Raw genomic sequence first — 23,075 nt, 5'->3', positions numbered from 1 at the left:
CACTTATTTGCGCTTAAGCCCCATGTCCTCCCACCGCTTCGATTGGCAAAACCCGTATCCCACCGTTCGCATTCCGCTGTTTGCGCGCAACGTTGTCTCCACGTCTCACCCGCTGGCCGCGCAAGCCGGACTGCGCATGCTGCTTGCGGGCGGCAGTGCCGTGGATGCGGCCATCGCGGCGGCGGCCATGCTGACCGTGGTCGAGCCCGTCTCGTGCGGCCTCGGCAGCGATGCATTCGCCATCTTGTGGGACGGCAAGGCGCTGCACGGCTTGAACGCCTCCGGTACCGCGCCGCAGGCCTGGAACCTCGACTACTTCCGCAACAAGTACGGCGAAGACGCCAACGGCAACCCCAAGCGCCCCATGCGCGGCTGGGATGCGGTGACCGTGCCCGGCGCCATCTCCGCCTGGGCCGCATTGCACGGGCGCTTCGGCAAGCTGCCGTTTGCCGATGTGTTGGAACCCGCCGCCGAGATTGCCGAGCGCGGCCACACCATCGCGCCCATCGTTGCGCACAAGTGGGCAGCGGCCATTCCCGAGCTGCACAACCAGCCCGGCTACGCGCAGGCCTTCATGCCGCACGGCCGCGCGCCGGAAGTAGGCGAGAAGTTCAAGCTGCCCGATGCCGCTGCCACGCTGCGCCGCCTTGGCCAGACCAACGGCCGTGATTTCTACGAAGGCGAACTCGCTGAACGCATTGCCGCGTACTCGCGCGAATGCGGCGGCGGCATGACCGCGCAAGACCTGCGCGACTATCGCCCCGAGTGGGTCAAGCCCATCACCAAGCGCTATCGCGGCTACGACCTGCACGAGATTCCGCCGAACGGCCAGGGCATCGCCGCGCTCATCGCGCTGGGCATTCTCGACCGCTTCGACCTCGGCGCCCTGCCCGTCGACTCGGCGGATTCGCAGCATCTGCAGATTGAAGCGATGAAGCTGGCGTTTGCCGATCTGTACAAATACGTGGCCGACCCGCGCTCGATGGAAGTCACGCCCGAGCAGATGCTCGACGACGCGTACCTCGATGCACGCGCCAAGCTCATCGACATGGGCCGCGCGCAGATGCCGACCTTCGGCATGCCGCGCGCCGGTGGCACGGTGTACCTGACCGCCGCCGATGAGAACGGCATGATGGTCTCGTTCATCCAGTCCAACTACATGGGCTTCGGCTCGGGAGTGGTGGTGCCCGGCACCGGCATCAGCCTGCAGAACCGCGGCTTCGGTTTTTCGATGGACGCGCGTTCGGCCAACGTGGTGGAAGGCGGCAAGCGGCCGTTCCACACCATCATCCCGGCGTTCCTGACCAAGGACGGCCAGCCGCAGATGAGCTTTGGCGTGATGGGCGGCGACATGCAGCCGCAAGGCCATCTGCAGACGCTTGTGCGCATGCTCGATTACAAGCAGCAGCCGCAGGCCGCATGCGATGCACCGCGCTGGAAGGTCAACCGTGATTTCACGCTCGACGTGGAAGGCACGATGAACGCCAAGACCGTCGCTGCCCTGGAAGCGCGCGGGCACAAGCTTGAATCGGTGGCCGATCCGTACATGGATTTCGGCTCCGGCCAGTTCATCTGGCGCCTGTCGGACGACGCCGACCACGGTTACGTGGCCGCCAGCGACAGCCGCCGAGACGGCCACGCGGTGGGCTTCTAAAGAAAGCCCCCGCACCAGCGCGCTGACCCGTCGGACCGGGCGGGCAACGCGCTGCAGTTCCCATAAAAACGACCCCGGGCCGGCACCAAAGGAACCCTCATCATGACCGCCCCCTCTGCGGCAGGCACTGCTGCACCCGCTCGGCCCGCAACAACGAGTGCAGCACATGCACGCCGCATCGTCATTTCGTCGTCGATTGGCAATGCGCTGGAGTGGTACGACTTTCTCGTCTATGGCTTCTTCGCATCCATCATCGGCAAGCTGTTCTTTCCGGCCGATGACGAATGGGTGTCGCTGCTGTTTGCGGTGGGCAGCTTTGGCGTGTCGTTCATCACGCGGCCGGTGGGCGCGATCGTGCTTGGCATGTATGCCGACAAGAAGGGGCGCAAGGCAGCTCTCACGCTGTCGATCCTGCTGATGATTGTCGGCACGCTGGTGATTGCCGTGATGCCGAGCTACCAGCAGATCGGCATCGTGGCGCCCGTCACCATCCTGCTTGCACGCCTGGTCCAAGGCTTTGCGGTGGGTGGGGAATTCGGCAGCGCAACGGCCTTCATGGTGGAGCACAGCACGCGCGGGCGCGGGTACTACGCAAGCTGGCAATTCGCCAGCCAGGGCATTGCCACCATTCTTGCGGCAGGGCTGGGGGCGCTGCTCACGGCATCGCTCACGCCGGCGGATCTGGAGGGCTGGGGCTGGCGGTTGCCGTTCATCTTCGGTCTGCTGGTCGGCCCGGTAGGTTTCTACATCCGCCGCCATCTGGATGAGACGCCCGAGTTCGTCGCCGAGCAAAAGAAGACGACGATCGACCCGCAAGCTTCCTTCAAAGCGCAGTGGATCAACCTGCTGCTTGCGGTGGGCGTGGTGGCGCAATCGACTGTGTCGGTGTACGTGTTGCAGCTCTACATGCCTACGTACGCCGTCAAGCAGTTGCACCTGCCGGCGGCTCAGTCGTTCGCGGTGGTCGTGCTCAACGGCGGGCTGCAGTTCTTGCTCTCGCCGGTGATGGGCGCGCTGTCGGATCGCATTGGCCGTATCCGCATCATGCTCACCACGTCAGTGCTGATGATGCTGCTGATTTATCCGATGTTTGCGCTGTTGCGCGTGTATCCGACCATCGGCGCGCTGCTGGCCTTGCAAGCCGTGTCGGGTATCTTCAAAGCGGCGTATTCGGGCCCGATGCCGGCACTGATGTCGGAGATCTTTCCCACGCGCGTGCGCTCGACCGGCCTGTCGCTCGGCTACAGCCTGGGCGTGACGCTGTTCGGTGGGTTCGCGCCGTTCATCGTCACGTGGCTGATCCACACCACGGGCGATACGCTGGCACCGAGCTACTACGTGCTGACGGCGGCCGTGGTGAGCGGCATCTCGCTGACGGTCATCGCGCTGCGTCGTCGCAGGCAAGCGCACGCTGGCTGAGCATTTACGCTTTCTTTACGCCGCGTCATGCCCCTTTTTCACGCTTTTTACGAGCGAATCGATACGGTGTCGTCATGTTCAACGACATGGCGACGCAGGCCGTCGCCACCTCATCATGGCGCGATCGATGCTCCTGTCTTCGCTGGTTCCGCAGTTGCTGCCACCCTCTCCGGCGACGATGCCTCACGCGGTTTCCATGCCGGCACGCCAATACGTCTGCCTGCGCGTGACGGTGCCCGGCGATGCGCCGCACGCGATTCGCCGGCAGTTGCACGCGGTGCTCGGCGACACGCTTGGGCTGTACATCGTCCGGCATGACGCTCGCCGCAAGGCCATCACGGTGGATCTGGAACTGGCCCATGCAGACGTGGATGCGGTAATCGGCGCGCTGCTGCGTGGCCTGCCCAGTGCCACGCTGGGCCGCATCACGCCGCTGTGCATGTCGCACAAACGCGCGCTCGCGTCGCTGCACTGAGGCGCGCCATGTTCTCGGGAATCTGGATTCCGTTGGTCACACCGTTTCACCGCGATCACGTCGACACCGCTGCGCTGCGCCGATTGGTGCGCCATTACCAAAGCGCGGGTGTGTCGGGTTTCGTTGCACTGGGCACGACGGGGGAAGCCGCGCTGCTCTCGCAAATCGAACGCTATACCGTGCTGGAGGCCATCGCCGACGCTTGCGGCGATCGCACGCCCTTCCTGATAGGCGTGGGCGCGGCCGACACGCGCGAGGTCTGCGCGCAAATCCGACACTACGAGCATTGGAACAGCGCGGGCTACCTGGTGCCACCGCCTTACTACGTCTGCCCGTCGCAGGCGGGATTGCGCTGGCATTACGCGCAAGTGGCCGCCAGCACGGCCCGCCCGGTGGTGCTCTACAACGTGCCCAAACGCACGGGCGTCTCGATCGCGCCGCAGACCGCGCTGGTGCTGGCAGAGCAGCCCAACATCGTCGCCATCAAGGAATGTGTGGCCGAGCATTTCGGCGCGTTGCAAGGCGGGCCGCTGGATGTGTTGAGCGGAGATGACAGCGCGCTGCTCGATTGCCTGGCACATGGCGGCACGGGCGGCATCCTGGCCGGTGCGCATCTGCGGCCTGAGCTATTCGTGGCACTTGTTGCGCACCATCGCGCGGGTCGCATCGACGAAGCCCGGCGGTTGGCCGACGCCCTCGCGCCGTTGGCGGCGCTGCTGTTTGCGGAGCCAAACCCGGCGCCGGTCAAAGCGTTGTTGTCCGCGCAGGGAAGCATTGGCGCAGATACGCGCGCGCCGATTCTGCCGGTGTCAGAATCGCTGCACCGGCGCCTGATGACAGCGATGCACACGCTGGAAAACGTCGATGCAGATTGCCCGCTGCGACTGGCCTAGATACCGAGAGGGCCGTTCAGGCGCCCTTGTACCAAGCCGCGTTGAACGGCGCGCCATGGCGCATGTAACGCGCGCCGCGATGATGACGACGTGCGTTGGCGGGTGCCGGCGCGTCGTTGTCTTCCAGCGTCTCGCGTTCGGCCACGGTGCGGGCGCGCGGCGGCTGCACTTGCGAGTACACGCGCTGCTCCATCCGGTCACGCGCTGCCGCAACGCGGTCGGGCGATGCGGGTTGCGTAGCCGCTTCCGTGGGTGCAGATGCGGCGGTCGGCGACGGTGTCGCTGCGTTGGCAGGCCCGGCGGCCATGGCAACGCTCATCGCGTCGCCGGCCTGCGCGGCCGTAGGCGTGCGGCTGGCGAGGCTCTTCACCCAGGGCGCGTGGTACATCCCAACGTAAATCGCCCCCGTCACAGCAATCAACGCGGCTGCAACGCTGCTGAATGCGCCGCCGACTACGGCACTCGACACGCGCCCCCACCACGGCTTGCGCTCGGCAGCGGCCTGCTCCACGTCCGACACCTCGGTCGGGTCAACATGGGTGGCAGCCAGATGCGACGGCTCCGTCGCGTCTGGCGGTTGAGCAGTGATCGAAGCGGGCAAGCGCATGGTGAGAACTCGAGATCATGGATCGGCAGCGTCGTCTTCTGCCGAACGTTATTCGGGAACCGCCCCATGTCACCTGTGTGACAGCCGGACGGAGGATGAGCAGCCATGGTTAGCAAGTTTCCTGCCGGGGATGGTGCGGTGCCACAAATTGCCGCCAAGCCTTGTCAATCCTAGCCCCGGCTTTTCGCACCGACGATTCGGCAGCACGGCGGCATGCCCGTACATACGCACAGCAGGTAGACTTTGCAAAGTTTACCGGGTGTGACGCCCGGACTGACCCTGCCCTACTAGCCTTACAGGCCTCTCAAGGAGAACACCGTGCGTTGGGATGACATGCGCGAAAGCAATAACGTCGAGGATGAGCGCGCGTCTTCGGGCGGCGGCTTCGGTGGCGGCGGCATGCGGCTGGGCATCGGCGGCATCGCGATCGTGGCCGTCGTGGGCTTGCTGATGGGCAAGAACCCGCTGGAAATCCTCAGTATGGTGATGCAGGTGTCGCAGAACGCGCCAACGCAATCCGCGCAACACAGCCCCGCCCGGCCCAGCGGAGAAACCGACAACGACCGCAGCAAGCAATTGGTTTCGCACGTGCTGGGCGACACCGAAGACACCTGGACGCAACTGTTCAAGCAAGCCGGCCGCGCATACCAGCCGCCCAAGCTCGTGCTGTTCCGCCAGGGCATCCGCTCAGGCTGCGGCGACGCCACTTCGGCCGTTGGCCCGTTCTATTGCCCGGCCGACACCAAGGTCTACCTTGACCTCGGCTTCTTCGATGAATTGCGCCGCAAATTCGGCGCCCCGGGCGACTTTGCCGCCGCGTACGTCGTCGCGCACGAGGTTGGGCACCACGTGCAAAACCTGCTGGGCGTGTCGGAGAAGGTCAGTCGCGCCCAGGCCGGCAAATCGCAGGCTGGGGCGAATGCGCTGTCGGTCAAGCTGGAGCTGCAGGCCGATTGCCTTGCCGGCGTGTGGGGCCACTTTGCGCAGCAACGCGGCCTGCTTGAGCGCGGCGACCTGGAGCAGGCGCTGACCGCCGCGCATGCCATCGGCGACGACACGCTGCAGCGCAACGCCGGCCGCAGCGTCACGCCCGACGCCTTCACGCACGGCACGTCAGAGCAGCGCATGCACTGGTTCCGCCAGGGCTTCGATGGCGGCGACCTTCGCCAGTGCGATACCTTCCGCTCCGGAGCGAATGCCTGATCGCAGATCAGCGCCCACCCGCGCAATCCAGCAGCGCGCCCGTCACGTAAGACGCCGCATCGGAGAGCAGCCAGACGATGGTCTCGGCCACTTCCTGCGGCGTGCCGGGCCGGCCGATCGGCGTGGCGCTGCCCAGGCGCTGCGCGCGATCGGGCTGGCCGCCTGAGGCGTGGATATCGGTCTCGATCAAGCCGGGGCGCACGGCATTGACGCGCACGCCATCGCGCCCGAGTTCACGCGCCAGCCCCAGCGTCATGGTGTCGACGGCACCCTTTGAGGCGGCGTAGTCGACATATTCGTGCGGCGACCCCAGGCGCGACGCCGCCGACGACACATTCACCACCGAACCGCCCACGCCACCGCGCGACGTCGACAGCCGCCGCGACGCCTCGCGCGCTACCAGAAAGGCACCCAGCACATTCGTCTCGAACATCGTGCGCAGCCGGTGCGTGGTCATGTCGGCCACGTCCTGAGCCTCCGCCACGATGCCGGCGTTGTTGACCACGCCATGCAGCGCGCCGAAGCGCCCCGTCGCAGCCTCGAATAGCGCAATCACATCTTCATCGTTCGACACATCACCCTGCACCGCCAGCGCGTGGCCGCCGGCCTGTTCGATGAGCCCCACCGTCTCTTCCGCCGCCTGCCGGTTGCCGCGATATTGCAGCGCGACAGACCAGCCGCGTTGCGCACACAGCACCGCCGTGGCGCGACCGATACCCCGGCTCCCGCCGGTAATGACGATGGTCTTGGACATGCCGATCTCCCGATGTGTTGTTGTGTTCGCAATTGTGCCGAGATGCCGAGTTTTTGGCATCGAGGGATGTGTCCGAATCCGGCGAACCCATGCGACCCGACAGGGCTAGACTAGCCGCCAGGTTCCCCGATCACCACCATGCATCTCGACCACAACGCCTGCTACCACGCCGTGCAATCACGCGACCGTCGCTTTGACGGCTGGTTCTTCGTCGGTGTGACATCCACCGGCGTATATTGCCGCCCCGTTTGCGCCGTCCGCACGCCGCTGGAGAAGAACTGCCGCTTCTTCACCACGGCAGCCGCAGCGGAGCGCGCGGGCTTTCGGCCGTGCCTGCGCTGCCGGCCGGAACTGGCGCCGGGGCACAGCCTGGCCGAGATGTCGTCGAGCCTCGCGCGCGCCGCCGCCCGCATGATCGACGAAGGCTTTCTGCAAGAGCACGACTTGGCCGCGCTGGCTGCAGCCGTGGGCGTGACCGACCGCCACTTGCGCCGCATCTTCCGCGCCGAGTTCGACGTCTCGCCGATCGAGTACGCGCAAACGCAGCGCCTGCTGCTAGCCAAACAGCTGCTGACCGATACCGCCATGCCCGTCGGCGATGTCGCCTTTGCGGCCGGCTTCGGGAGCGTGCGCCGGCTGAACAGCGGCTTTACCGAGCACTACGGCTTTGCGCCCACGCGCCTGCGCTCGCGCACGACGGCACCGCGCGCCGAAGACGGCCCCACGCTCATGCTGGGCTATCGCCCACCGTTTGCGTGGCAGGCGTTGCTCGAGTTTCTGCGGGCACGTGCGGTCGATAGCGTCGAAGTGGTCGACGCCGACAGCTACGCACGCACGATCACCGTCGACTACGCCGGCGCGCGGCACATCGGCTGGCTTCACGCGCGCAATGTGCCGCAACGCCATGCGGTGGCGCTCACGCTGTCGCCCAGCCTGCTGCACGCCATGCCGCCCGTGCTGGCCCGCGCGCGGCGGCTGTTCGACCTCGATTGCCGGCCCGATCTGGTGGACGCTCACCTCGGCACGCTTGCTGCCGAAACGCCTGGCCTGCGGGTGCCGGGCGCTGTCGACGGCTTCGAGATTGCCGTGCGTGCCATCACCGGGCAGGTCATTTCGCTGGTGCAGGCGCGGCGCATTCTCGGGCGCATGACTGCCGCATATGGCGTGCCGTTGCCGCAATCGCGCGAAGGGCTGTCGATGGCGTTTCCAGGCGCTGCCGCACTGGCAAAAATTGATGCGCAAGCGCTGTCCGCGCAGACCGGTCTGCAAGCCAGCCGCGCCGCCGCCGTCGTCGAACTCGCCCGCGCCATCGATAGCGGGAGCCTACGGCTCGAACCGCTGGTGCCGCTCGCCCCCACGCTGGCTGCCTTGCAAGCGCTGCCCGGTGTCGGCGAATGGACAGCGCAATACGTCGCCATGCGCGCATTGGGCTGGCCGAACGCATTTCCGCTGGGCGATTACGTCCTGCGCAAACGGCTCGCCGATGGCGAAGGCGCGCTTCCCACCCGCCGTGCCATGGTCGAGCGCGCCGAACCGTGGGCGCCCTGGCGCGCGTATGCCGCCATGCATCTCTGGCACCGCGAGGATGCGCTCACCCCGCCTGCATCGAGTTGACGAACTGACGAATCGACCGCCATGTACCGCCACACCTTTGCCTGCCCACTCGGCGATCTGTTGTTGACCGCCACCGACACCCACCTGACCGGCGCGTTCTTTCCCGGCCAGAAGACGATTCCCGCAAACGCCGCGCGCATGTCGCCGGGCGCGGAGGTGCCAGTCATCCGCGAGGCGCAGGCGCAGTTCACCGCCTACTTTGCCGGGAAGTTGCACGACTTTGATCTGCCGATGGCGCCTGAGGGCACACCGTTTCAGCAAGACGTCTGGCGCCTGCTGTGCGACATCGCGTTCGGCGGCCGAACCACCTACGGCCAGATCACCGCGCGCCTGGGTCTCACGCGCGAACATGCGCGCGCGGTGGGCACGGCCGTGGGCCGCAACCCGATCTCGATCGCCATCCCGTGCCACCGTGTGGTCGGCGCGGATGGCGCGCTCACGGGCTATGCCGGCGGCTTGCCACGCAAGGCCGCGCTACTGCGGCTCGAAGGACACCCCGCGCGGGTTGGCGAACGCCTGCCCATGGCCGACGACGACCGACAAGGCACGCTGGCACTTCTGTCTGCATAAAACCCAAATCGCGCGGACAATGCGCGCACACCGCCCCATAACGATAACGAGCCCCTTCATGCGCCGCTCCGATGTGCTTGAACTTCTCACCCTGGCTGCCCTATGGGGCGGCTCCTTCCTGTTCATGCGCGTAGCAGCGCCGTCGTTCGGGCCCGTTGCGCTCATTGCCCTGCGCGTGGCGATTGCCTCGTGCTTCCTCGTCCCGATACTGACCTTGCGCGGCGGCATGGGCGCCCTGCGCACGCACTGGCCGCATCTGCTGGCCGTGGGCGTGCTGAACTCGGCCATCCCGTTCTGCCTGTTCGCCTATGCCGAACTCACCCTCACGGCAGGCTTCACTTCGGTGCTGAATGCGGCGGCCCCGTTGTTTGCGGCCATCGTCGCGTTCACATGGCTGGGCGAGCGAATGTCGTCGCTGCGCGTGCTCGGATTGGCGATCGGCTTCATGGGCGTCATCGTGCTGGTGGGCGGGTCGTCTGTCATCGACGCAAAACAAGGCGGCGTGGCGGTAGCCGCGGCGCTGTCGGCCACCGTGCTGTACGGCGTGGCCAGCAGCTACACCAAGCGCTTCCTGACCGGCGTGCCGCCCCTGGCCGTGGCGACCGGCAGCCAATTGGCCGCCGCCATCGTGCTCGCACCACTGGCCTATTGGCTGTGGCCCGCGCACACGCCCACCGGCAGCGTGTGGCTGCATGTCATCGCCTTGGGTATCGCATGCACGGGCGTCGCCTACATCCTTTTCTTCCGCCTTGTCGCACACGTGGGGCCGACGCGCGCGGTATCGGTCACCTTCCTGATCCCGGTGTTTGGCGTGCTGTGGGGCATCCTGTTCCTGGGCGAGCAGCTGACGCTCAACATGGTGATCGGCTGCGCGGTGATCCTGCTCGGCACGTCGCTGTCGACCGGCGTGTTCGCACCACGCAAAAAGGCCCCTGCAAATGCGGCAACCGCTGCAAAGGATAAGGATTCGCTTTTGCGTTCCGGCCGCTGAATGGCCGCGTTGATCGTGCCCCGCAGGGTTGGGGCACCACACTGCGCCGGTCAAAACCCGCTTGAAGTCGACGCTTAAATCTGCAGTTGAATCCGCGAGCAATGCTGGTTATGTCATCTTCGCCCCACATTGCGAAGGATTTTTCCGCTGATTCTTGCAGCGCGAGAAAACGTTGGCGTCGCCCCGATAAATAGCCGATTTGTAATGAATACCCTGCCGCTTTGACGCCCATGCAATTTATTCAATGGCGCCAGCATTGGCTCTGTAGCTCGATTTAAAAAATCTGCAAAACTGAAGTAGACAGCTGAAACATCGACCAGCGCGCACTCGATCTTAACGATCCGATAATCCGAATTGAGAAACTTGCATCATCGAAATCGGATTTCCGTGCGCGTTGCGCAGATTTTCTTTGTTATGCTCGCCATCGGTCGATGAGGGGCGTGCAAGGGAACGGCATATTTGCTGCAAAGCAGCCGAATTCCCAATTGCCGGCGGGTTCTCCGCTGCACAGCCGACTAAGCACGCTCCATCAAATACGTTGGATACACGCATGCTGGACGTCTACCTGAATAAGCATCTGATCGGTCAGCTATCGTGCGGCCGCAGCGGTTGGGCGTTCGAATACGATTCTCGCTGGCAGGCCTCGTCGCAGGGCTTTGATCTGAGCCCGCACCTGCCGCGCACCGCCGGCAATATCGCCGACACGGCAAAAGCCCAGCCGGTGCGCTACTTCTTTGAATACCTGCTGCCCGAACCGGCACGCAACACGCCCAAGGCTGCTGCCGCGGCGCTGGAGCATCTCGCGCAAGCGGCGCCGCATCTGGATGGCCCGCTGGCCCTGGTGCCCGCCGGCCTTAAACCATGCAGCGGGCGCGCCGACGGGCTGTCCGAACGCGATCTCGTGCTGCAGTTCCAGCAAACCATCGGACGCCCGCCCCGCAGCACACCACTGCATGTGGCCGAACCTCGCGCGCGCTACGGCCCCGACGCTGCTGCGACGTCCGAAGAAATCAGCCTGCCCTTCCTGGCCTCAAATGGCCTGCCGGTGTCGATGTGGCTCGGGCGGTTTTCCGCGCCGGCCAATGCCGCGCAATCGAGCCACTTCGTTCGGCTGGATCTGGGCGAAGGCGCGCACTTGCCGTACGCCACCATCAACCACTGCTGGGCGACGCTATTGGGCCGCAGCATCGGGCTGGACACGCCGTTCATCGGTCTGCGCCAGTTTCCCGAAACGGCCGCCGTTGTGCAGCGCCTTGATCGCACCCTGCGCTGCAAGAGCGACGATACGGCGCTGGTGCAGGCACGCTATGTCGTCTCGGCGGTGCAACTGCTGGGGCTTTCACCCAAGCACCGCTTCCTGCCGATTACAGTCGAGCAGGTCGCGCAATGCGCGAGCCTGTGCGCGGACCCAGCTTCCGCCACGGCCGCGCTGTTCCGCTGGATGGTGTTCTGCCTGCTGATCGGCGGGCGCAATGCATCGGCCGGCACACTGCACTTCCACATCGGTGCGGACGGCGTCCGCCTTGCGGCGCACGACCACCTCTTCTGCGCGGCGGTTTACGCCAACGAATGGAATGCCGATGAACTGTCGCCAGATGCGCAAGCACGCTATGAGGCCATCGACCAGGACGCCCTTCTCGCCCTGGCCGATCATCTTGGCTACGACGCCAGCCAGGCGCGCCGCGAATTGCTGCGGCTGATCAGCATGCTGGCGCCGCAGTCTTCATTCGTGGCGACGCATCTGTCACAGGCGCTCGGGCATTCGCCGACACGCGCGGCGGAGATCGATTTCCTCGCGCGCATTCACCGGCATGTGTCAGAGACAGCACGGCGACTGGGCGGCAAGACCGCCGAAGTCTGAAACTCAAGCGCGAGGCTTGGGCCGCCAGCAAACTTAGAGCGCGGCCAAGCTGACCGTGCCATAGCGCGCATAGCCGTGCGCGGCCAGCGTATCCATGGCCTCGGCTTCTGCGCGGGCAAATGTCAGCGCGAGCGTATCGGGGCTTCCTGCCCCGCTGACGAAGGCCTGATAGGCCGCGAACGCTTCGCGCGGTGACACACCACTGCGTTCAAGCACGCGCTGCGCGGCCTCAAGCGCCGCACGAATCGCCGTCTCCCCGGGCGGGGCATCGCAAAACGCTAGCTGTAGACAAGACGTCGTCGGATTCATCCGCGTTTCGATGTTCGGTTCACTGGAACAGCACACCTGACCCAGTCTAGGAAAGCGCCTACCGAGTGCCAAGCGTGGCGCTCGCCCCTGAGCGTGTTCCACCCACCGCGAATGATCGACCTCGGGATGCCCCCGGGTGCACATGCCGTGAATCGCGTTGCATAATCGAATCGATTGACGAAGCAACGACTTTGTTGGCGCCCCCATAACGACAGGAGACATCCAATGATCACGCCCCCCATCCGGCTGAAACGTACTGCGCTCGCCTGGCTTCTGGCCAGTGCAGCCTTGCCGACGTTCGCGCAGATTCCGTTCAGCTCTGGCGGCGCGTCATCCACGGCTGCGCAAGCCGGGGTGGCCACGGTCGGCGGGATCGACGTGGCGCAGATCAAGCCGGCGGTGGACGCGGCGGTGAATGCTGAATACGGTCAGCTCGACTTGCTCTACAAAGACATTCATGCGCATCCGGAACTGGCGTTTCAGGAAACGCGCACTGCAGCCACGCTGGCCGAGCAGATGCGCAAGATCGGCTTTGACGTGACCGAGCACGTGGGCAAGACGGGCGTGGTCGCGGTCTATCGCAATGGCGCAGGCCCGACGATCCTGGTGCGCACCGAACTCGACGCGCTGCCGATGGAAGAGAAAACCGGCCTGCCCTACGCCAGCCACGTCCACACGAAATGGCGCGGCGAAGACGTGGGCGTGGCGCATAGCTGCGGGCACGACGTGCACATGGCGTCGTGGGTCGGCACGGCCAAGACGCTGGTGTCACTCAAGGACCGCTGGCACGGCACGTTGGTGTTCGTCGCGCAACCTGCCGAGGAAACCGTGACGGGCGCGCAAAGCATGATCGACGACGGCTTCTTCAAGCGCTTTCCCAAGCCCGACTATGCGTTTGCGCTGCACACGGGCCCGGGGCCGTACGGTTCGATCGTCTTCAACAGCGGTCCGATCACGTCCAACTCCGACGGGCTGGAGATTACGTTCAAAGGCCGCGGCGGCCATGGCTCTGCACCCGACAAGACCATCGACCCGGTGATGATGGCGGCGCGCTTCGTGGTCGATCTGCAAAGCGTGATCAGCCGAGAGAAAGATCCGCAGGAATTTGGCGTGGTGAGCATCGGCGCCATCCAGGGTGGCAGCGCCGAGAACATCATCCCGGACAGCGTGCTGCTGCGCGGCACGATCCGTTCATACAAGCCGGCGGTGCGCCAGAAGATGCTCGACGGCATCCGCCGCACGGCCAAGGCCGTCACCGAGATGTCGGGTGCGCCGGACGCCGACATCAAGATCACCGAGGGCGGCAAGGCCGTCAACAACGACCCGACGGTGGTCGCCCGCACCGAGGCGATGTTCAAGACCGCCTTTGGCAACGACCGCGTTCTGCGCGTGCCGCCCATCACGGCTAGCGAAGATTTCTCGGCGTTTGTTGACGCGGGCATCCCGTCAATGTTCTTCTTCATCGGCGTGAACGATCCGCAGACGTTCTTTGCCTCGCTCAAGCCGGGCGCCAAGCCGCTGCCGACCAATCATTCACCGCTGTTCGCGCCCGTGCCGGAACCGTCCATCAAGACGGGCGTGACGGCAATGTCGCTGGCGGTGCTCAATGCGCTGCAATGGAACAAGGCGTCGGGCCAGTAAGCCGGCGTTGATAGGGGGCGCGGCCCGTCTTGGCTGCCGAAGCGGCCGCGCTTTTGATTTTTCCGGAGGGGATTCCATGTTGAACCGTTTCATCCGCACCAGCGCCCTGCTGCTGTGCGCCTGCGCCGCGGCACCCGCCCTGGCGCAAACCACGCCCGCCAACCCGGCCACCAACCGTCTCGACGAGATCATCGCGCGCGGCACGCTGCGCGTCGGCACCACCGGCGACTACAAGCCCTTCACCTACAAGAACCCCGCCGATGGCCACTTTATCGGCCTGGACGTCGAGATGGGCGAGCGGCTGGCCAAGGCACTCGGCGTGAAGCTGGAAATCGTGCCGACCACGTGGTCGACGCTGATGCAGGACTTTGCGGCTGACCGCTACGACATCGCCATGAGCGGGGTGTCGGTCACGCTGGAGCGGCAAAAGAAGGCGTTCTATTCGATCCCGTATCAGCGCGATGGCAAGACGCCGATCACGCGTTGCGAGAACCAGTCGAAATATCAGACGCTTGCGCAGATCGACCAGCCGAATGTGCGCGCGGTGGTCAACCCGGGCGGCACCAACGAGAAATTCGCGCGCGAGCATCTGAAGCAGGCGCAGATTCGCGTGTATCCGGACAACGTCACGATCTTCAACGAGATCGTCGCCGGCCGTGCAGACCTGATGATGACCGACGCGGTGGAAACCAAGCTGCAGCAGAAGCTGCACCCGGAGCTGTGCGCCGTGCACCCCGAAGCGCCGTTCGATTTCTCTGAGAAGGCCTACTTGCTGCCACGCGACGTGGTGTTCAAGAACTTCGTCGACCAGTGGCTGCGGCAGACCGCCGAGAGCGGTGAATTCGCCAAGCGCTTTGATGCGTGGCTGGCGTATCCGTGGAATACGGCGGCTAAGTAAGGTGCTATGCCCGTGCGGCGCGCCTGGCAGCGCCGCCCATTAGCAGCACGAGGCACACGCCGTTAAGCAGCGCGCCAAGCAGCCAGACCGTGCCGGACCATACCGGCGCGGTCATCGCATACACCGCCGTGGCCGCCAGCGGGCCGATCATGGCGGCCACGCTGGCGAGGCTGGCCAGCGCGCCCTGCAACTCCCCCTGCTCATGGTCACCGACCTGCCGCGAGAGCATTGCCTGCAGCGCCGGCATGCCGATCTCGGCCATGCACAGCACCACCATGGTCGGGTAGACCATCCAGCCGGCGCTGATCCAGGCCATCGCCGCAAAGCCGGCCACATCCATCATCACGCTCAGCACAACGGCGCGGCGCTCGCCCAGCGCGCGTGAAATCGGCCCTGTCAGAAATGCCTGCGCCAGCGCATGCATCAGCCCATAAGCCGCCAATGACAAGCCGGCGGCGCGCGTGTCCCAGCCGAAATGCGCCGCGAGACCGTCAGGCGGCGGCGCTTCGAAAAACAGAAAGCCGAGATGATGCCGTGGAAGTGCGCGCTTGCAGCGTCGCGCGGTGCTCAGGCGAAAGCCGCCAGCAAGCTTAGTGGAGGCTGGCCGGATCGCCGTGTTGCAGGGCCAGCGCGTCACGCAGCAGTGCGTCGGTCATGTCGCGACCCAGGAGCGCCGGGTCAAAGCGCGCGGAGAAACGCGTCGAGCAGGACTCCACCTGCAACACCACCTGTCCCGGCGGCAGCAGTTCGATGTCGACGTGGATGACCTCGTCGTCTTCGGTAAAGGAATGCAGCAGCGTGAGTGCGCGGTAGCCGTCAGCGCGTTCCACGGCGGTTTCCGTCCAGGACGGCGCCAGCAGCGCGCAATTCACCAGCGTTTCGGGCTCGTCAGGGCGATACAGGTGCAGGCCCATCATGGTCGAGGCGGCATCGGCCACGCCGGACCATTCGGCTGCAGGAATCAGATCACCGAGCAGGCGAATGTCGTCGACCGCGGCGTCCGTCTGAACGAAAGCGGCGCCCAGGAAAAAGGCGGTCTCGTCGCGGAAACCACCCGCCACGGTGTTGCGCCACAGGCGGTGGCTGCTCTTGCTGCCAAGCGCCACTTGCGACAGCACCTTGGCCGCACGCGCACCATCTGCGCCCGACCACTGGTCTACCGCGCCATGCGAGAACAGGCGATCGGCCATCACCAAACCCACACCTTCAGGCAGCACGCGCTCTTTCAGCCAGTTGGCCAGGACGTGCACACCGCTGAACGGCATGTCCGGACGCCCGATCGCATGCGCTCGCACGCGACCGTTTTCCGGCACGTGGAACGGCATGGCAAACAGCCTCGCCTGATAAGCGACGCCGTCAATCTCGAAACGGGCGATGGAAGCGGTGGTGATGGACATGATGACCTTCCTGCTGCAAGGGGCGGAAAACGCCGCCCGTACCTGCATCAACGACCATCCACGCCGAATGTTTAGCCGCCACATGGGGGGCTGAGGGGAGGGGAATCCCCATGCCTGTAATGCGACGCAACAATCAGAGGACTGCGAGGCAGGAATTTTTTGCCGCGCCAACCGTCACACCTTCGCATTAAGGGTTATCCCGCATCTCACATTTCCATGTCAATTCAATGACTTATGTGCAGATTGCGGTGTTTGAAGGGCCACAATTGTTCTTCTTTTTTGAACAAAGAGTTTAATAGAACTGCTTTTTTACCCTCCGAGCAACGACTAAGCTTATGCCATCGCGTTACCGCACCGCAGCGAAACTGCCTTGCGGCAATGCTCACCCCCCTGTTGTGGAGTTCACCATGAAAACCAAGAACCTGATTCTCGCCTCCCTGATCGCTGTTGCCGCTGTTCCCGCCTTTGCTGCCGGCGTGCAACGCCAAGACCCGTACACCAACGGCCAAGCCGTGACGAAGTCCGATCCTTACACCGATGGTGCCCGCAAGGCTGACGTCTACACCGACGGCGCCGTGCGCAAGGCTGACCCGTACACCGATGGCGCTCTGCGCAAGGCCGATCCGTACACCGACGGCGCCCTGGTCGGCAAGGCTGACCCGTTCAGCGACGGCCAATAAGTCGTCCATCCGCTGTGCGCATCACCCGTATCACTCTCCCTCCCCGATGCCGGGTGCCCCAGTTGGCGCCGGCACCGGCTTACTGAAGCGGCCTTTGTGGCCGCTTTTTTTTCGCCTACACCCGCAGAGTTCACATGGCGAGCACGGATTTTTCCTCCCTCAAGGCTCCGGGCGCGCGTCCGATAAAAGAGAATGCATCCATTGGCGGGCCGCCTTTCCTTGAACCCGTTGCGCAAAACGTGCCTCGCCACGGACTGATCTCTGAATATCAACATGCGCAAGCGCATCGCCATCGAACACCTGCGGGTGGGCATGTACCTCGACGAATTTGTCGGCTCGTGGCTGGAGCACCCGTTCTGGCGGGCCCGCTTTCGCGTGGAAGACGCCGCCCAATTGCAGCGCCTGCGTGCCAGCGGCGTACGTGAGGTGTGGATCGACACCACGCGGGGCACCGACGTGGCCGCCGTCAATGCGGCACCTCCGGCGCCTGAAGTCCCGGCACCGCCCGCCTGCCCGGCCGACGCCAACATCGCGCCACGCCCCATCACATATGCGGAAGAAATGCGCCGCGCCGCCCGTCTCATCAGCAAGGCCGAGGTGGCCGTGCAGGCCATGTTTGCCGACGCGCGCATGGGCCGCACGATCGAAGCGCGCGACGCACTGCCGTTGGTGGAGGCCATTTCCGGCTCGGTCGACCGACACCCGAGCGCACTAACGAGCCTCGTGCGCCTGAAAGCTAAAGACCGCTACACCTTCCTGCACTCCGTGGCCGTGTGCGCGCTCATGGTGTCGCTGGGCCGCCAGTTGGGACTGTCCGATGACGAAGTCCGCGACGCCGGCCTGGCCGGCCTGCTGCATGACATCGGCAAGATCGCGATTCCGCCCGAGGTGTTGAACAAGCCCGGCGCCCTGACCGATGCTGAATTCCGCCACGTGATCGTCCACCCGCAGGCGGGCCACGACATCCTCGCCGGCGACAGCAGCATGCGCGACATCGCGCTCGACGTCTGCCTGCACCATCACGAGCGCATGGACGGCACCGGCTATCCGCACAAGCTGGCTGGCGAAGGCATCTCGCTATTTGCGCGCATGGGCGCCATCTGCGACGTGTACGACGCGGTCACGTCCGACCGCCCGTACAAGAAAGCGTGGGAAGCCGCCTACGCTGTGCAGCGCATGGTCGAATGGCGCGGCAACCATTTCGACCCGATGGTGTTCAACGCCTTCGTCAAAAGCGTGGGCATCTATCCGGTGGGCTCGCTGGTCCGGCTGCGTTCGGGCCGGCTGGCGGTGGTCATGCATCACGTGCCGGGTGCGTTGCTCACGCCCACGGTCAAGGTATTCTTCTCGATATCGTCGGGCACGCGGATTGCGCCCGAACTCATCGATCTGGCGCAGACCGGCGACCAGATCGTCTCGCGAGAAGAACCCCGCGACTGGGGCCTGACCGACCTCAACGAACTTTGGATACACGGCGACTGATCCGTAGTCCCTTTCTGTGGCGCTTGCTGGCATGGCTTGCGCTGGGTTGGCTGACGTGCAGCGCATCGGCCTTCGCTGAACCATCACTGCGGATCGGCTCCAAACGCTTCACCGAGTCGTACGTGCTGGGCGAAATCCTCACGCAGACCGCGAGCCCGCGCGGCCCCGCCGAACACGTACCGGGCCTGGGCAACACCGCCATCGTCTTCGCCGCGCTCAAGAACGGCAGCATCGACGTCTACCCGGACTACCTCGGCACCATCGCCGCTGAAATCCTGCACCTGCCCGCGGACCAGGCTGCCAACCCCGATCAGGCCGCGCTGCTGGCCGAGGTGAACCGTGGCCTCGCCCCGATGGGCCTGGCGGCAGGCGTGCCACTCGGCTTTGAAGACACCTACGCGCTTGCCATGCGCAACGCCGATGCCGAACGCGAACACATCCGCACGCTCGCTGATCTGGCGACGCACCCAGCGCTACGGCTTGGCCTGTCGCACGAATTTCTCGGCCGCGCCGACGGCTGGCCGGCCATTGCTCGGCATTACAAGCTGCCGCAACACCCGACCGGCCTCGACCATGGCGTCGCCTACGACGCGCTGCGCGCCAGCCAGGTCGACGTGATCGACATCTATTCCACCGATGCCAAGATCCGCCGCGAACACCTGCGTGTGCTCGAAGACCCCGCACACGTCTTTCCGCGCTACGACGCCGTGCTGCTCTACCGCGCCGACGTTGCGCAACGGCACCCGGCCCAATGGCAGGCCATCAGCGCACTCGCTGGGCGCATCCAGCGCGACGACATGGTGGCGATGAACGCGGCGGTTGAACTCGAAGGCCAGTCGTTCTCGCAAGCCGCGCGGCGGTTTCTCACTGGGCATGGCAGCACGCCGGCCGCGACGCCGGCTCATGCATTCTTCACCCGGCTGACGGACGGCCTTGGGCGGCTCACGCAACGGCATCTCATGCTGGTGGGTATTTCCACTGGCGTTGCCGTGCTGCTGGGCGTGCCGCTGGGTCTCGTGGCCGCACGTCGCCGAATCAAGCAACCGATCCTTGCCGTCGTGGGCGTGCTGCAGACGATTCCATCACTGGCCTTGCTCGCGATGCTCATCCCCATCGTCGGGTCGATTGGCGTGGTGCCGGCGCTGATTGCGCTGGCGGTCTACGCGCTGTTGCCCATTGTGCGCAACACCATCGTCGGGCTGGAGCAGGTGCCCGACGGCTTGCGCGATGCGGCATTGGCGCTGGGGTTCACGCCGTCGCAGCGCACGCACGTGGTGGATCTGCCACTGGCGCTGCCGGTCATCCTGGCCGGCGTCAAAACCGCCGCGGTCATCAGCGTGGGCACGGCGACCATCGCGGCGTTCATCGGTGCCGGCGGCTATGGCGAGCGCATCGCCACCGGCCTCGCACTCAACGACAGCGCAACGCTGCTCGCGGGCGCCATCCCCGCTGCGGTGCTGGCGCTGCTCGTGCAGGGCGCATTCGAGGTGGTTGAATGGTGGCTGCGCCGACGCGGCAGCAGCACCCCGCTCCGCTGACGAGCGCGCGCGTGGGCCTTCCATTACCATCGCGGTCATTCCAGCCGCCTTGCACGCCCCGCTTATGACAACGCTTCCGTTTTCCACTGCCCTGCTCGTCGCCGCGGCCGGCGTTTATGCCGGCGCCCAGAATGCCCTCGCGGGCGGCGGGTCGTTCATCACGTTTCCGGCCTTGCTGCTGGCGGGGCTCAACCCGCTGGGCGCCAACATGACGTCGACGATCGCGCTGTTCCCCAGCCAGATCACCTCATCGATTGCCGGGCGCAAACTGGCCGGCGGCGTCGATGCTGGCGAACATCACCTCTCGCTCAAGCAGCTCATTGTCATCAGCCTGGTGGGCGGCGTGCTTGGCGCGCTGTTGCTGCTGGCAACGCCGCCATCGTTCTTTGCCAGGCTCGTGCCGTATCTCGTGCTGTTTGCAACGAGCGTGTTTGCGTGGGGCAGCTTCCGCCGCAAGCCGCTGCACGCAGCCTCCGGCATGTCGACCACCGCGCTGGCGACCGCACAGTTTGCAATTGCCATTTACGGCGGCTACTTCGGCGGCGGGATCGGCTTCCTGATGCTCGCGGCGCTGACTGTGGCCGGCCAACAGGTGCGCATGGCGGGCGCGACCAAGAACGTGCTCGCCATGACGATGAATGCATCCGCCGTGGCGGTGTTTGCTTTCTCGCCGCAGGTCAACTGGGCAGCCGTGGTGGCGCTGGGCATTGGTGGCATCGCAGGCGGATTTGCGGGCGCGTGGCTGCTGCACCGGTTGCCGGAAAAAGTGCTGCGCGGCTTCGTCGTCATCGTCGGGATCATCCTGACGGTTTGGCTGTTCATGCGCGCCTGAGTGCCGCATTTGAGGTTGGCTTGACAGCGTTTGTCCGACAGACGGTTCAGTGAATGTCTACTGTCTGCCGGGTTGCCGCGTTCCTATTGTGACGTTCGGGACGCGCAAGATGGCACGCCGCATGCGTGTCATGGAGTCCGCCCCGTTTCACAACAAGGAGAACGAGCATGCAAGCACGCAAGATGTCGAGTCTGGCCGCGGCGATCACGGTGGCCGCCTGCGCGTGGATCGGCGCGGCGCCCGCGCAGGCCCAGCAGAAGGATCACAGCGCAGTGACGGGCGTCGACAGCCAAATGGAGGGCCCACGCACCCAGGTTCAGCGCAACGCTGATGCCGCTGCCAACCCCGGCTATCACAACAATGCCACTGGCGCGCAACCCGAAGCCACGCCTGGCACGCTCAAGCAGAAAGTCCATCGTGCGCATGTGAAGACCGACAAGTGGGTCGACAAGCACGTCACGCACCGCCATGGCAAGGGCAAGACAACCGCCGAATCGTCCTCAGACCGCGCATTCTGGTCACATCGCGCCAATCAGTGCGATTCGCTGGTGGGTGAAGCCCAGCGCGTCTGCCGTGAACGCCGGTCTGAAGCTGCCGGCAGCATGCAATAACCGTCTCTTCCCATGAAAAAAGCCGACGTTTATGCGTCGGCTTTTTCATTGCGGCGATAACTGCGTCAGACGATGCCGGTGGCGTAGAACACGGCAATCACGAAGAACACGGCCAGCGTCTTGATGATCGTCACGCAGAACACATCGCGATACGCCTCGCGGTGCGTGAGGCCCGTCACGGCGAGCAGCGTGATGACGGCGCCATTGTGCGGCAGCGTGTCCATACCGCCCGACGCCATCGCTGCCACACGGTGCAAAACTTCCATCGGAATGCCCGTCGCCTGCGCGGCCTGCACAAACTGATCGGCCATCGCCGCCAGCGCGATGCTCATGCCGCCCGACGCGGAACCGGTGATGCCCGCAAGCGTGCTCACCGTCACCGCTTCATTGACCAGCGGATTCGGAATCGCGCGCAGACCATCGGCCAGCACCAGGAAACCCGGCAGCGCGGCAATCACGCCACCGAAACCGTATTCCGAAGCAGTGTTCATCGCGGCCAGCAGCGCGCCCGACACCGCCGCCTTGCTGCCTTCGGCAAAGCGGCCCTTCACGGCGCGGAAGCCGAACACCAGCACCACGATGATGCCGATCAACAGCGCCGCTTCCACAGCCCAGATCGCGGTCAGCTTGTCGGCTTCAACCGTCAGCGGCTTGGGCAGGCCCGGCAACGCAACGGTGACGATCTTGCCGTACCACGTCGGAATCCAGCGCGTGAACAGCAGGTTCATCACGCCCACCAGCACCAGCGGCGACAACGCAACGAGCGGATGCGCGAGCGTGCCGGTGTCGGCGGTCTCGGGCTCGTTCACCAGCTTGGTAAGCCCGTGGTCGTAGCCATGGCCATTGCGCACGGCCGCGCGGCGGCGCCATTCCAGATACGACATGCCGACCACGATGATGAACAGCGCGCCGATTGTGCCAAGCCACGGCGCAGCCCACGAGGTGGTGTGGAAGAACGTGGTCGGAATGATGTTCTGGATCTGCGGCGTGCCCGGCAACGAATCCATCGTGAACGAGAACGCGCCCAGCGCGATCGTGCCCGGAATCAGGCGCTTGGGGATATTGCCCTGGCGGAACATCTCCGCTGCAAACGGGTACACCGCAAACACCACCACGAAGAGCGACACGCCGCCGTAGGTCAGCAGCGCGCACACCAGCACGATGGAGAGCATCGCCCGCTTGGCCCCCACCACGCGGATGACCGACGCGACGATCGAGCGCGAAAAGCCCGACAGCTCGATGACCTTGCCGAACACCGCACCGAGCAAAAACACCGGGAAATACAGTTTGACGAAGCCGACCATCTTCTCCATGAAGATGCCGGAGAACACCGGCGCCACAGCCGATGGATCAGTCAGCAACACCGCGCCCAAGGCGGCCAACGGTGCAAACAGGATGACGCTGTAGCCGCGATACGCGGCGAACATCAGAAATGCCAGCGCAGCCAGCACGATGATGACGGACATCGACAATCTCCTCGCATGCTTTTCTTTTTAAGAGCGAAGGATTGTATGTCGCGATGCAACAGATTCCGTTACGCAATCACGCGTATTGAACTGACGGCGGAACTGGCGTTCAGCCGCGCCGGATGTGCGTCTTCGTCACGTCGACGATGACGATTCAATGACGATGCCCCCCGCCTCCTC

The 23,075-nt window shown here is 65.0% G+C and carries 22 protein-coding genes; 16 read left to right on the top strand and 6 right to left on the bottom strand.

All coding sequences use genetic code 11. The features are described from left to right. Positions 1–22 precede the first annotated feature (22 nt). From ACCD03_RS13910 to dapA, 4 genes are all read left to right on the top strand, one after another. Entirely contained in the window at positions 23–1,654 is a 1,632-nt protein-coding gene (locus ACCD03_RS13910) for a gamma-glutamyltransferase family protein (protein ID WP_325654224.1), read from the top strand. Positions 1,655–1,756: 102 nt separating this feature from the next. Then, complete coding sequence (locus tag ACCD03_RS13905) at positions 1,757–3,073, top strand: MFS transporter (RefSeq protein WP_413412033.1); 1,317 nt, start codon at positions 1,757–1,759, stop codon at positions 3,071–3,073. A 196-nt stretch (positions 3,074–3,269) separates the two neighbouring features. Next, positions 3,270–3,548, top strand: coding sequence for a hypothetical protein (locus ACCD03_RS13900; protein WP_413412031.1), 279 nt, complete (start codon positions 3,270–3,272; stop codon positions 3,546–3,548). An 8-nt stretch (positions 3,549–3,556) separates the two neighbouring features. After that, positions 3,557–4,441: a 4-hydroxy-tetrahydrodipicolinate synthase gene (gene dapA, locus ACCD03_RS13895; RefSeq protein WP_413412028.1), complete on the top strand. Its 885-nt coding sequence runs from the start codon at positions 3,557–3,559 to the stop codon at positions 4,439–4,441. A gap of 16 nt (positions 4,442–4,457) precedes the next feature. Here dapA and ACCD03_RS13890 read toward each other — a convergent pair whose 3' ends face one another. Next, on the bottom strand, positions 4,458–5,048 hold the full coding sequence (locus ACCD03_RS13890) for a hypothetical protein (RefSeq protein WP_413412026.1): 591 nt from the start codon (positions 5,046–5,048) through the stop codon (positions 4,458–4,460). Positions 5,049–5,366: 318 nt separating this feature from the next. On the opposite strand from ACCD03_RS13890, the gene ACCD03_RS13885 reads away from it, so the two are divergent. Then, positions 5,367–6,251: a neutral zinc metallopeptidase gene (locus tag ACCD03_RS13885; protein WP_316878715.1), complete on the top strand. Its 885-nt coding sequence runs from the start codon at positions 5,367–5,369 to the stop codon at positions 6,249–6,251. Between the two features lie 7 nt (positions 6,252–6,258). On the opposite strand, the gene ACCD03_RS13880 is transcribed toward ACCD03_RS13885, so the two are convergent. Further along, positions 6,259–7,005: an SDR family oxidoreductase gene (locus ACCD03_RS13880; RefSeq protein ID WP_325654214.1), complete on the bottom strand. Its 747-nt coding sequence runs from the start codon at positions 7,003–7,005 to the stop codon at positions 6,259–6,261. A 138-nt stretch (positions 7,006–7,143) separates the two neighbouring features. Here ACCD03_RS13880 and ACCD03_RS13875 point away from each other — a divergent pair, with 138 nt between their 5' ends. From ACCD03_RS13875 to ACCD03_RS13860, 4 genes are all read left to right on the top strand, one after another. Continuing rightward, entirely contained in the window at positions 7,144–8,619 is a 1,476-nt protein-coding gene (locus ACCD03_RS13875) for a DNA-3-methyladenine glycosylase 2 family protein (RefSeq protein ID WP_325654212.1), read from the top strand. A 21-nt stretch (positions 8,620–8,640) separates the two neighbouring features. Beyond that, on the top strand, positions 8,641–9,189 hold the full coding sequence (locus ACCD03_RS13870) for a methylated-DNA--[protein]-cysteine S-methyltransferase (protein ID WP_325654210.1): 549 nt from the start codon (positions 8,641–8,643) through the stop codon (positions 9,187–9,189). A 58-nt stretch (positions 9,190–9,247) separates the two neighbouring features. Continuing rightward, positions 9,248–10,180: a DMT family transporter gene (locus tag ACCD03_RS13865; protein ID WP_045202737.1), complete on the top strand. Its 933-nt coding sequence runs from the start codon at positions 9,248–9,250 to the stop codon at positions 10,178–10,180. Between the two features lie 550 nt (positions 10,181–10,730). Then, positions 10,731–12,041, top strand: coding sequence for a HipA N-terminal domain-containing protein (locus tag ACCD03_RS13860; protein WP_413412022.1), 1,311 nt, complete (start codon positions 10,731–10,733; stop codon positions 12,039–12,041). Between the two features lie 33 nt (positions 12,042–12,074). On the opposite strand, the gene ACCD03_RS13855 is transcribed toward ACCD03_RS13860, so the two are convergent. After that, complete coding sequence (locus tag ACCD03_RS13855; RefSeq protein ID WP_045202736.1) at positions 12,075–12,350, bottom strand: hypothetical protein; 276 nt, start codon at positions 12,348–12,350, stop codon at positions 12,075–12,077. 225 nt (positions 12,351–12,575) lie between these two features. On the opposite strand from ACCD03_RS13855, the gene ACCD03_RS13850 reads away from it, so the two are divergent. Then, a complete protein-coding gene (locus ACCD03_RS13850) occupies positions 12,576–13,991 on the top strand; it encodes a M20 family metallopeptidase (RefSeq protein WP_325654205.1) in 1,416 nt (471 codons plus the stop codon). Positions 13,992–14,067: 76 nt separating this feature from the next. After that, the gene (locus ACCD03_RS13845; RefSeq protein WP_325654203.1) at positions 14,068–14,889 is read left to right on the top strand and encodes a transporter substrate-binding domain-containing protein; all 822 of its coding nucleotides are present in this window, start codon (positions 14,068–14,070) and stop codon (positions 14,887–14,889) included. A 4-nt stretch (positions 14,890–14,893) separates the two neighbouring features. Here the strand turns inward: ACCD03_RS13845 and ACCD03_RS13840 are convergent, their stop codons facing one another. Together ACCD03_RS13840 and ACCD03_RS13835 are read right to left on the bottom strand one after the other, a co-directional pair. Next, on the bottom strand, positions 14,894–15,526 hold the full coding sequence (locus ACCD03_RS13840; RefSeq protein WP_325654201.1) for an MFS transporter: 633 nt from the start codon (positions 15,524–15,526) through the stop codon (positions 14,894–14,896). Next, complete coding sequence (locus tag ACCD03_RS13835; protein ID WP_316671334.1) at positions 15,480–16,286, bottom strand: hypothetical protein; 807 nt, start codon at positions 16,284–16,286, stop codon at positions 15,480–15,482. Before ACCD03_RS13835 ends, ACCD03_RS13840 begins: the two co-directional genes overlap by 47 nt. A 407-nt stretch (positions 16,287–16,693) precedes the next feature. Here ACCD03_RS13835 and ACCD03_RS13830 point away from each other — a divergent pair, with 407 nt between their 5' ends. The 5 genes from ACCD03_RS13830 (at position 16,694) to ACCD03_RS13810 (ending at position 21,429) form a co-directional block, all read left to right on the top strand. Continuing rightward, positions 16,694–16,966, top strand: coding sequence for a hypothetical protein (locus ACCD03_RS13830; RefSeq protein WP_413412020.1), 273 nt, complete (start codon positions 16,694–16,696; stop codon positions 16,964–16,966). A gap of 273 nt (positions 16,967–17,239) precedes the next feature. Beyond that, positions 17,240–18,448 (top strand): HD-GYP domain-containing protein, encoded by a 1,209-nt coding sequence (locus ACCD03_RS13825; protein WP_413412018.1) that lies wholly within the window; start codon positions 17,240–17,242, stop codon positions 18,446–18,448. Beyond that, positions 18,430–19,986 (top strand): glycine betaine ABC transporter substrate-binding protein, encoded by a 1,557-nt coding sequence (locus ACCD03_RS13820; RefSeq protein WP_413412016.1) that lies wholly within the window; start codon positions 18,430–18,432, stop codon positions 19,984–19,986. The genes ACCD03_RS13825 and ACCD03_RS13820 overlap by 19 nt, the downstream gene beginning before the upstream one ends. 64 nt (positions 19,987–20,050) lie before the next feature. Continuing rightward, entirely contained in the window at positions 20,051–20,818 is a 768-nt protein-coding gene (locus ACCD03_RS13815) for a sulfite exporter TauE/SafE family protein (RefSeq protein WP_092972658.1), read from the top strand. Positions 20,819–20,985: 167 nt separating this feature from the next. Further along, positions 20,986–21,429 (top strand): hypothetical protein, encoded by a 444-nt coding sequence (locus ACCD03_RS13810; RefSeq protein ID WP_413412014.1) that lies wholly within the window; start codon positions 20,986–20,988, stop codon positions 21,427–21,429. A gap of 65 nt (positions 21,430–21,494) precedes the next feature. On the opposite strand, the gene ACCD03_RS13805 is transcribed toward ACCD03_RS13810, so the two are convergent. After that, the gene (locus ACCD03_RS13805; protein ID WP_253538746.1) at positions 21,495–22,895 is read right to left on the bottom strand and encodes a GntP family permease; all 1,401 of its coding nucleotides are present in this window, start codon (positions 22,893–22,895) and stop codon (positions 21,495–21,497) included. Positions 22,896–23,075: the final 180 nt, after the last annotated feature.

Origin of the sequence: Ralstonia sp. Ralssp135, from assembly GCF_047304345.1 — a bacterium.
In the GTDB taxonomy this organism is placed as follows: Bacteria; Pseudomonadota; Gammaproteobacteria; order Burkholderiales; family Burkholderiaceae; genus Ralstonia; species Ralstonia chuxiongensis.
Note: the sequence above shows the minus strand (reverse complement) of the source record. Positions and strands in the feature narration are given on the sequence as shown.

Coding starts and splice junctions, on each gene's coding strand:
- ACCD03_RS13910 (WP_325654224.1), top strand. CDS start 23: ATGTCCTCCCACCGCTTCGATTGGCAAAACCCGTATCCCACCGTTCGC.
- ACCD03_RS13905 (WP_413412033.1), top strand. CDS start 1,757: ATGACCGCCCCCTCTGCGGCAGGCACTGCTGCACCCGCTCGGCCCGCA.
- ACCD03_RS13900 (WP_413412031.1), top strand. CDS start 3,270: ATGCCGGCACGCCAATACGTCTGCCTGCGCGTGACGGTGCCCGGCGAT.
- dapA (WP_413412028.1), top strand. CDS start 3,557: ATGTTCTCGGGAATCTGGATTCCGTTGGTCACACCGTTTCACCGCGAT.
- ACCD03_RS13890 (WP_413412026.1), bottom strand. CDS start 5,048: ATGCGCTTGCCCGCTTCGATCACTGCTCAACCGCCAGACGCGACGGAG.
- ACCD03_RS13880 (WP_325654214.1), bottom strand. CDS start 7,005: ATGTCCAAGACCATCGTCATTACCGGCGGGAGCCGGGGTATCGGTCGC.
- ACCD03_RS13875 (WP_325654212.1), top strand. CDS start 7,144: ATGCATCTCGACCACAACGCCTGCTACCACGCCGTGCAATCACGCGAC.
- ACCD03_RS13870 (WP_325654210.1), top strand. CDS start 8,641: ATGTACCGCCACACCTTTGCCTGCCCACTCGGCGATCTGTTGTTGACC.
- ACCD03_RS13865 (WP_045202737.1), top strand. CDS start 9,248: ATGCGCCGCTCCGATGTGCTTGAACTTCTCACCCTGGCTGCCCTATGG.
- ACCD03_RS13860 (WP_413412022.1), top strand. CDS start 10,731: ATGCTGGACGTCTACCTGAATAAGCATCTGATCGGTCAGCTATCGTGC.
- ACCD03_RS13855 (WP_045202736.1), bottom strand. CDS start 12,350: ATGAATCCGACGACGTCTTGTCTACAGCTAGCGTTTTGCGATGCCCCG.
- ACCD03_RS13850 (WP_325654205.1), top strand. CDS start 12,576: ATGATCACGCCCCCCATCCGGCTGAAACGTACTGCGCTCGCCTGGCTT.
- ACCD03_RS13845 (WP_325654203.1), top strand. CDS start 14,068: ATGTTGAACCGTTTCATCCGCACCAGCGCCCTGCTGCTGTGCGCCTGC.
- ACCD03_RS13835 (WP_316671334.1), bottom strand. CDS start 16,286: ATGTCCATCACCACCGCTTCCATCGCCCGTTTCGAGATTGACGGCGTC.
- ACCD03_RS13830 (WP_413412020.1), top strand. CDS start 16,694: ATGAAAACCAAGAACCTGATTCTCGCCTCCCTGATCGCTGTTGCCGCT.
- ACCD03_RS13825 (WP_413412018.1), top strand. CDS start 17,240: ATGCGCAAGCGCATCGCCATCGAACACCTGCGGGTGGGCATGTACCTC.
- ACCD03_RS13815 (WP_092972658.1), top strand. CDS start 20,051: ATGACAACGCTTCCGTTTTCCACTGCCCTGCTCGTCGCCGCGGCCGGC.
- ACCD03_RS13810 (WP_413412014.1), top strand. CDS start 20,986: ATGCAAGCACGCAAGATGTCGAGTCTGGCCGCGGCGATCACGGTGGCC.
- ACCD03_RS13805 (WP_253538746.1), bottom strand. CDS start 22,895: ATGTCCGTCATCATCGTGCTGGCTGCGCTGGCATTTCTGATGTTCGCC.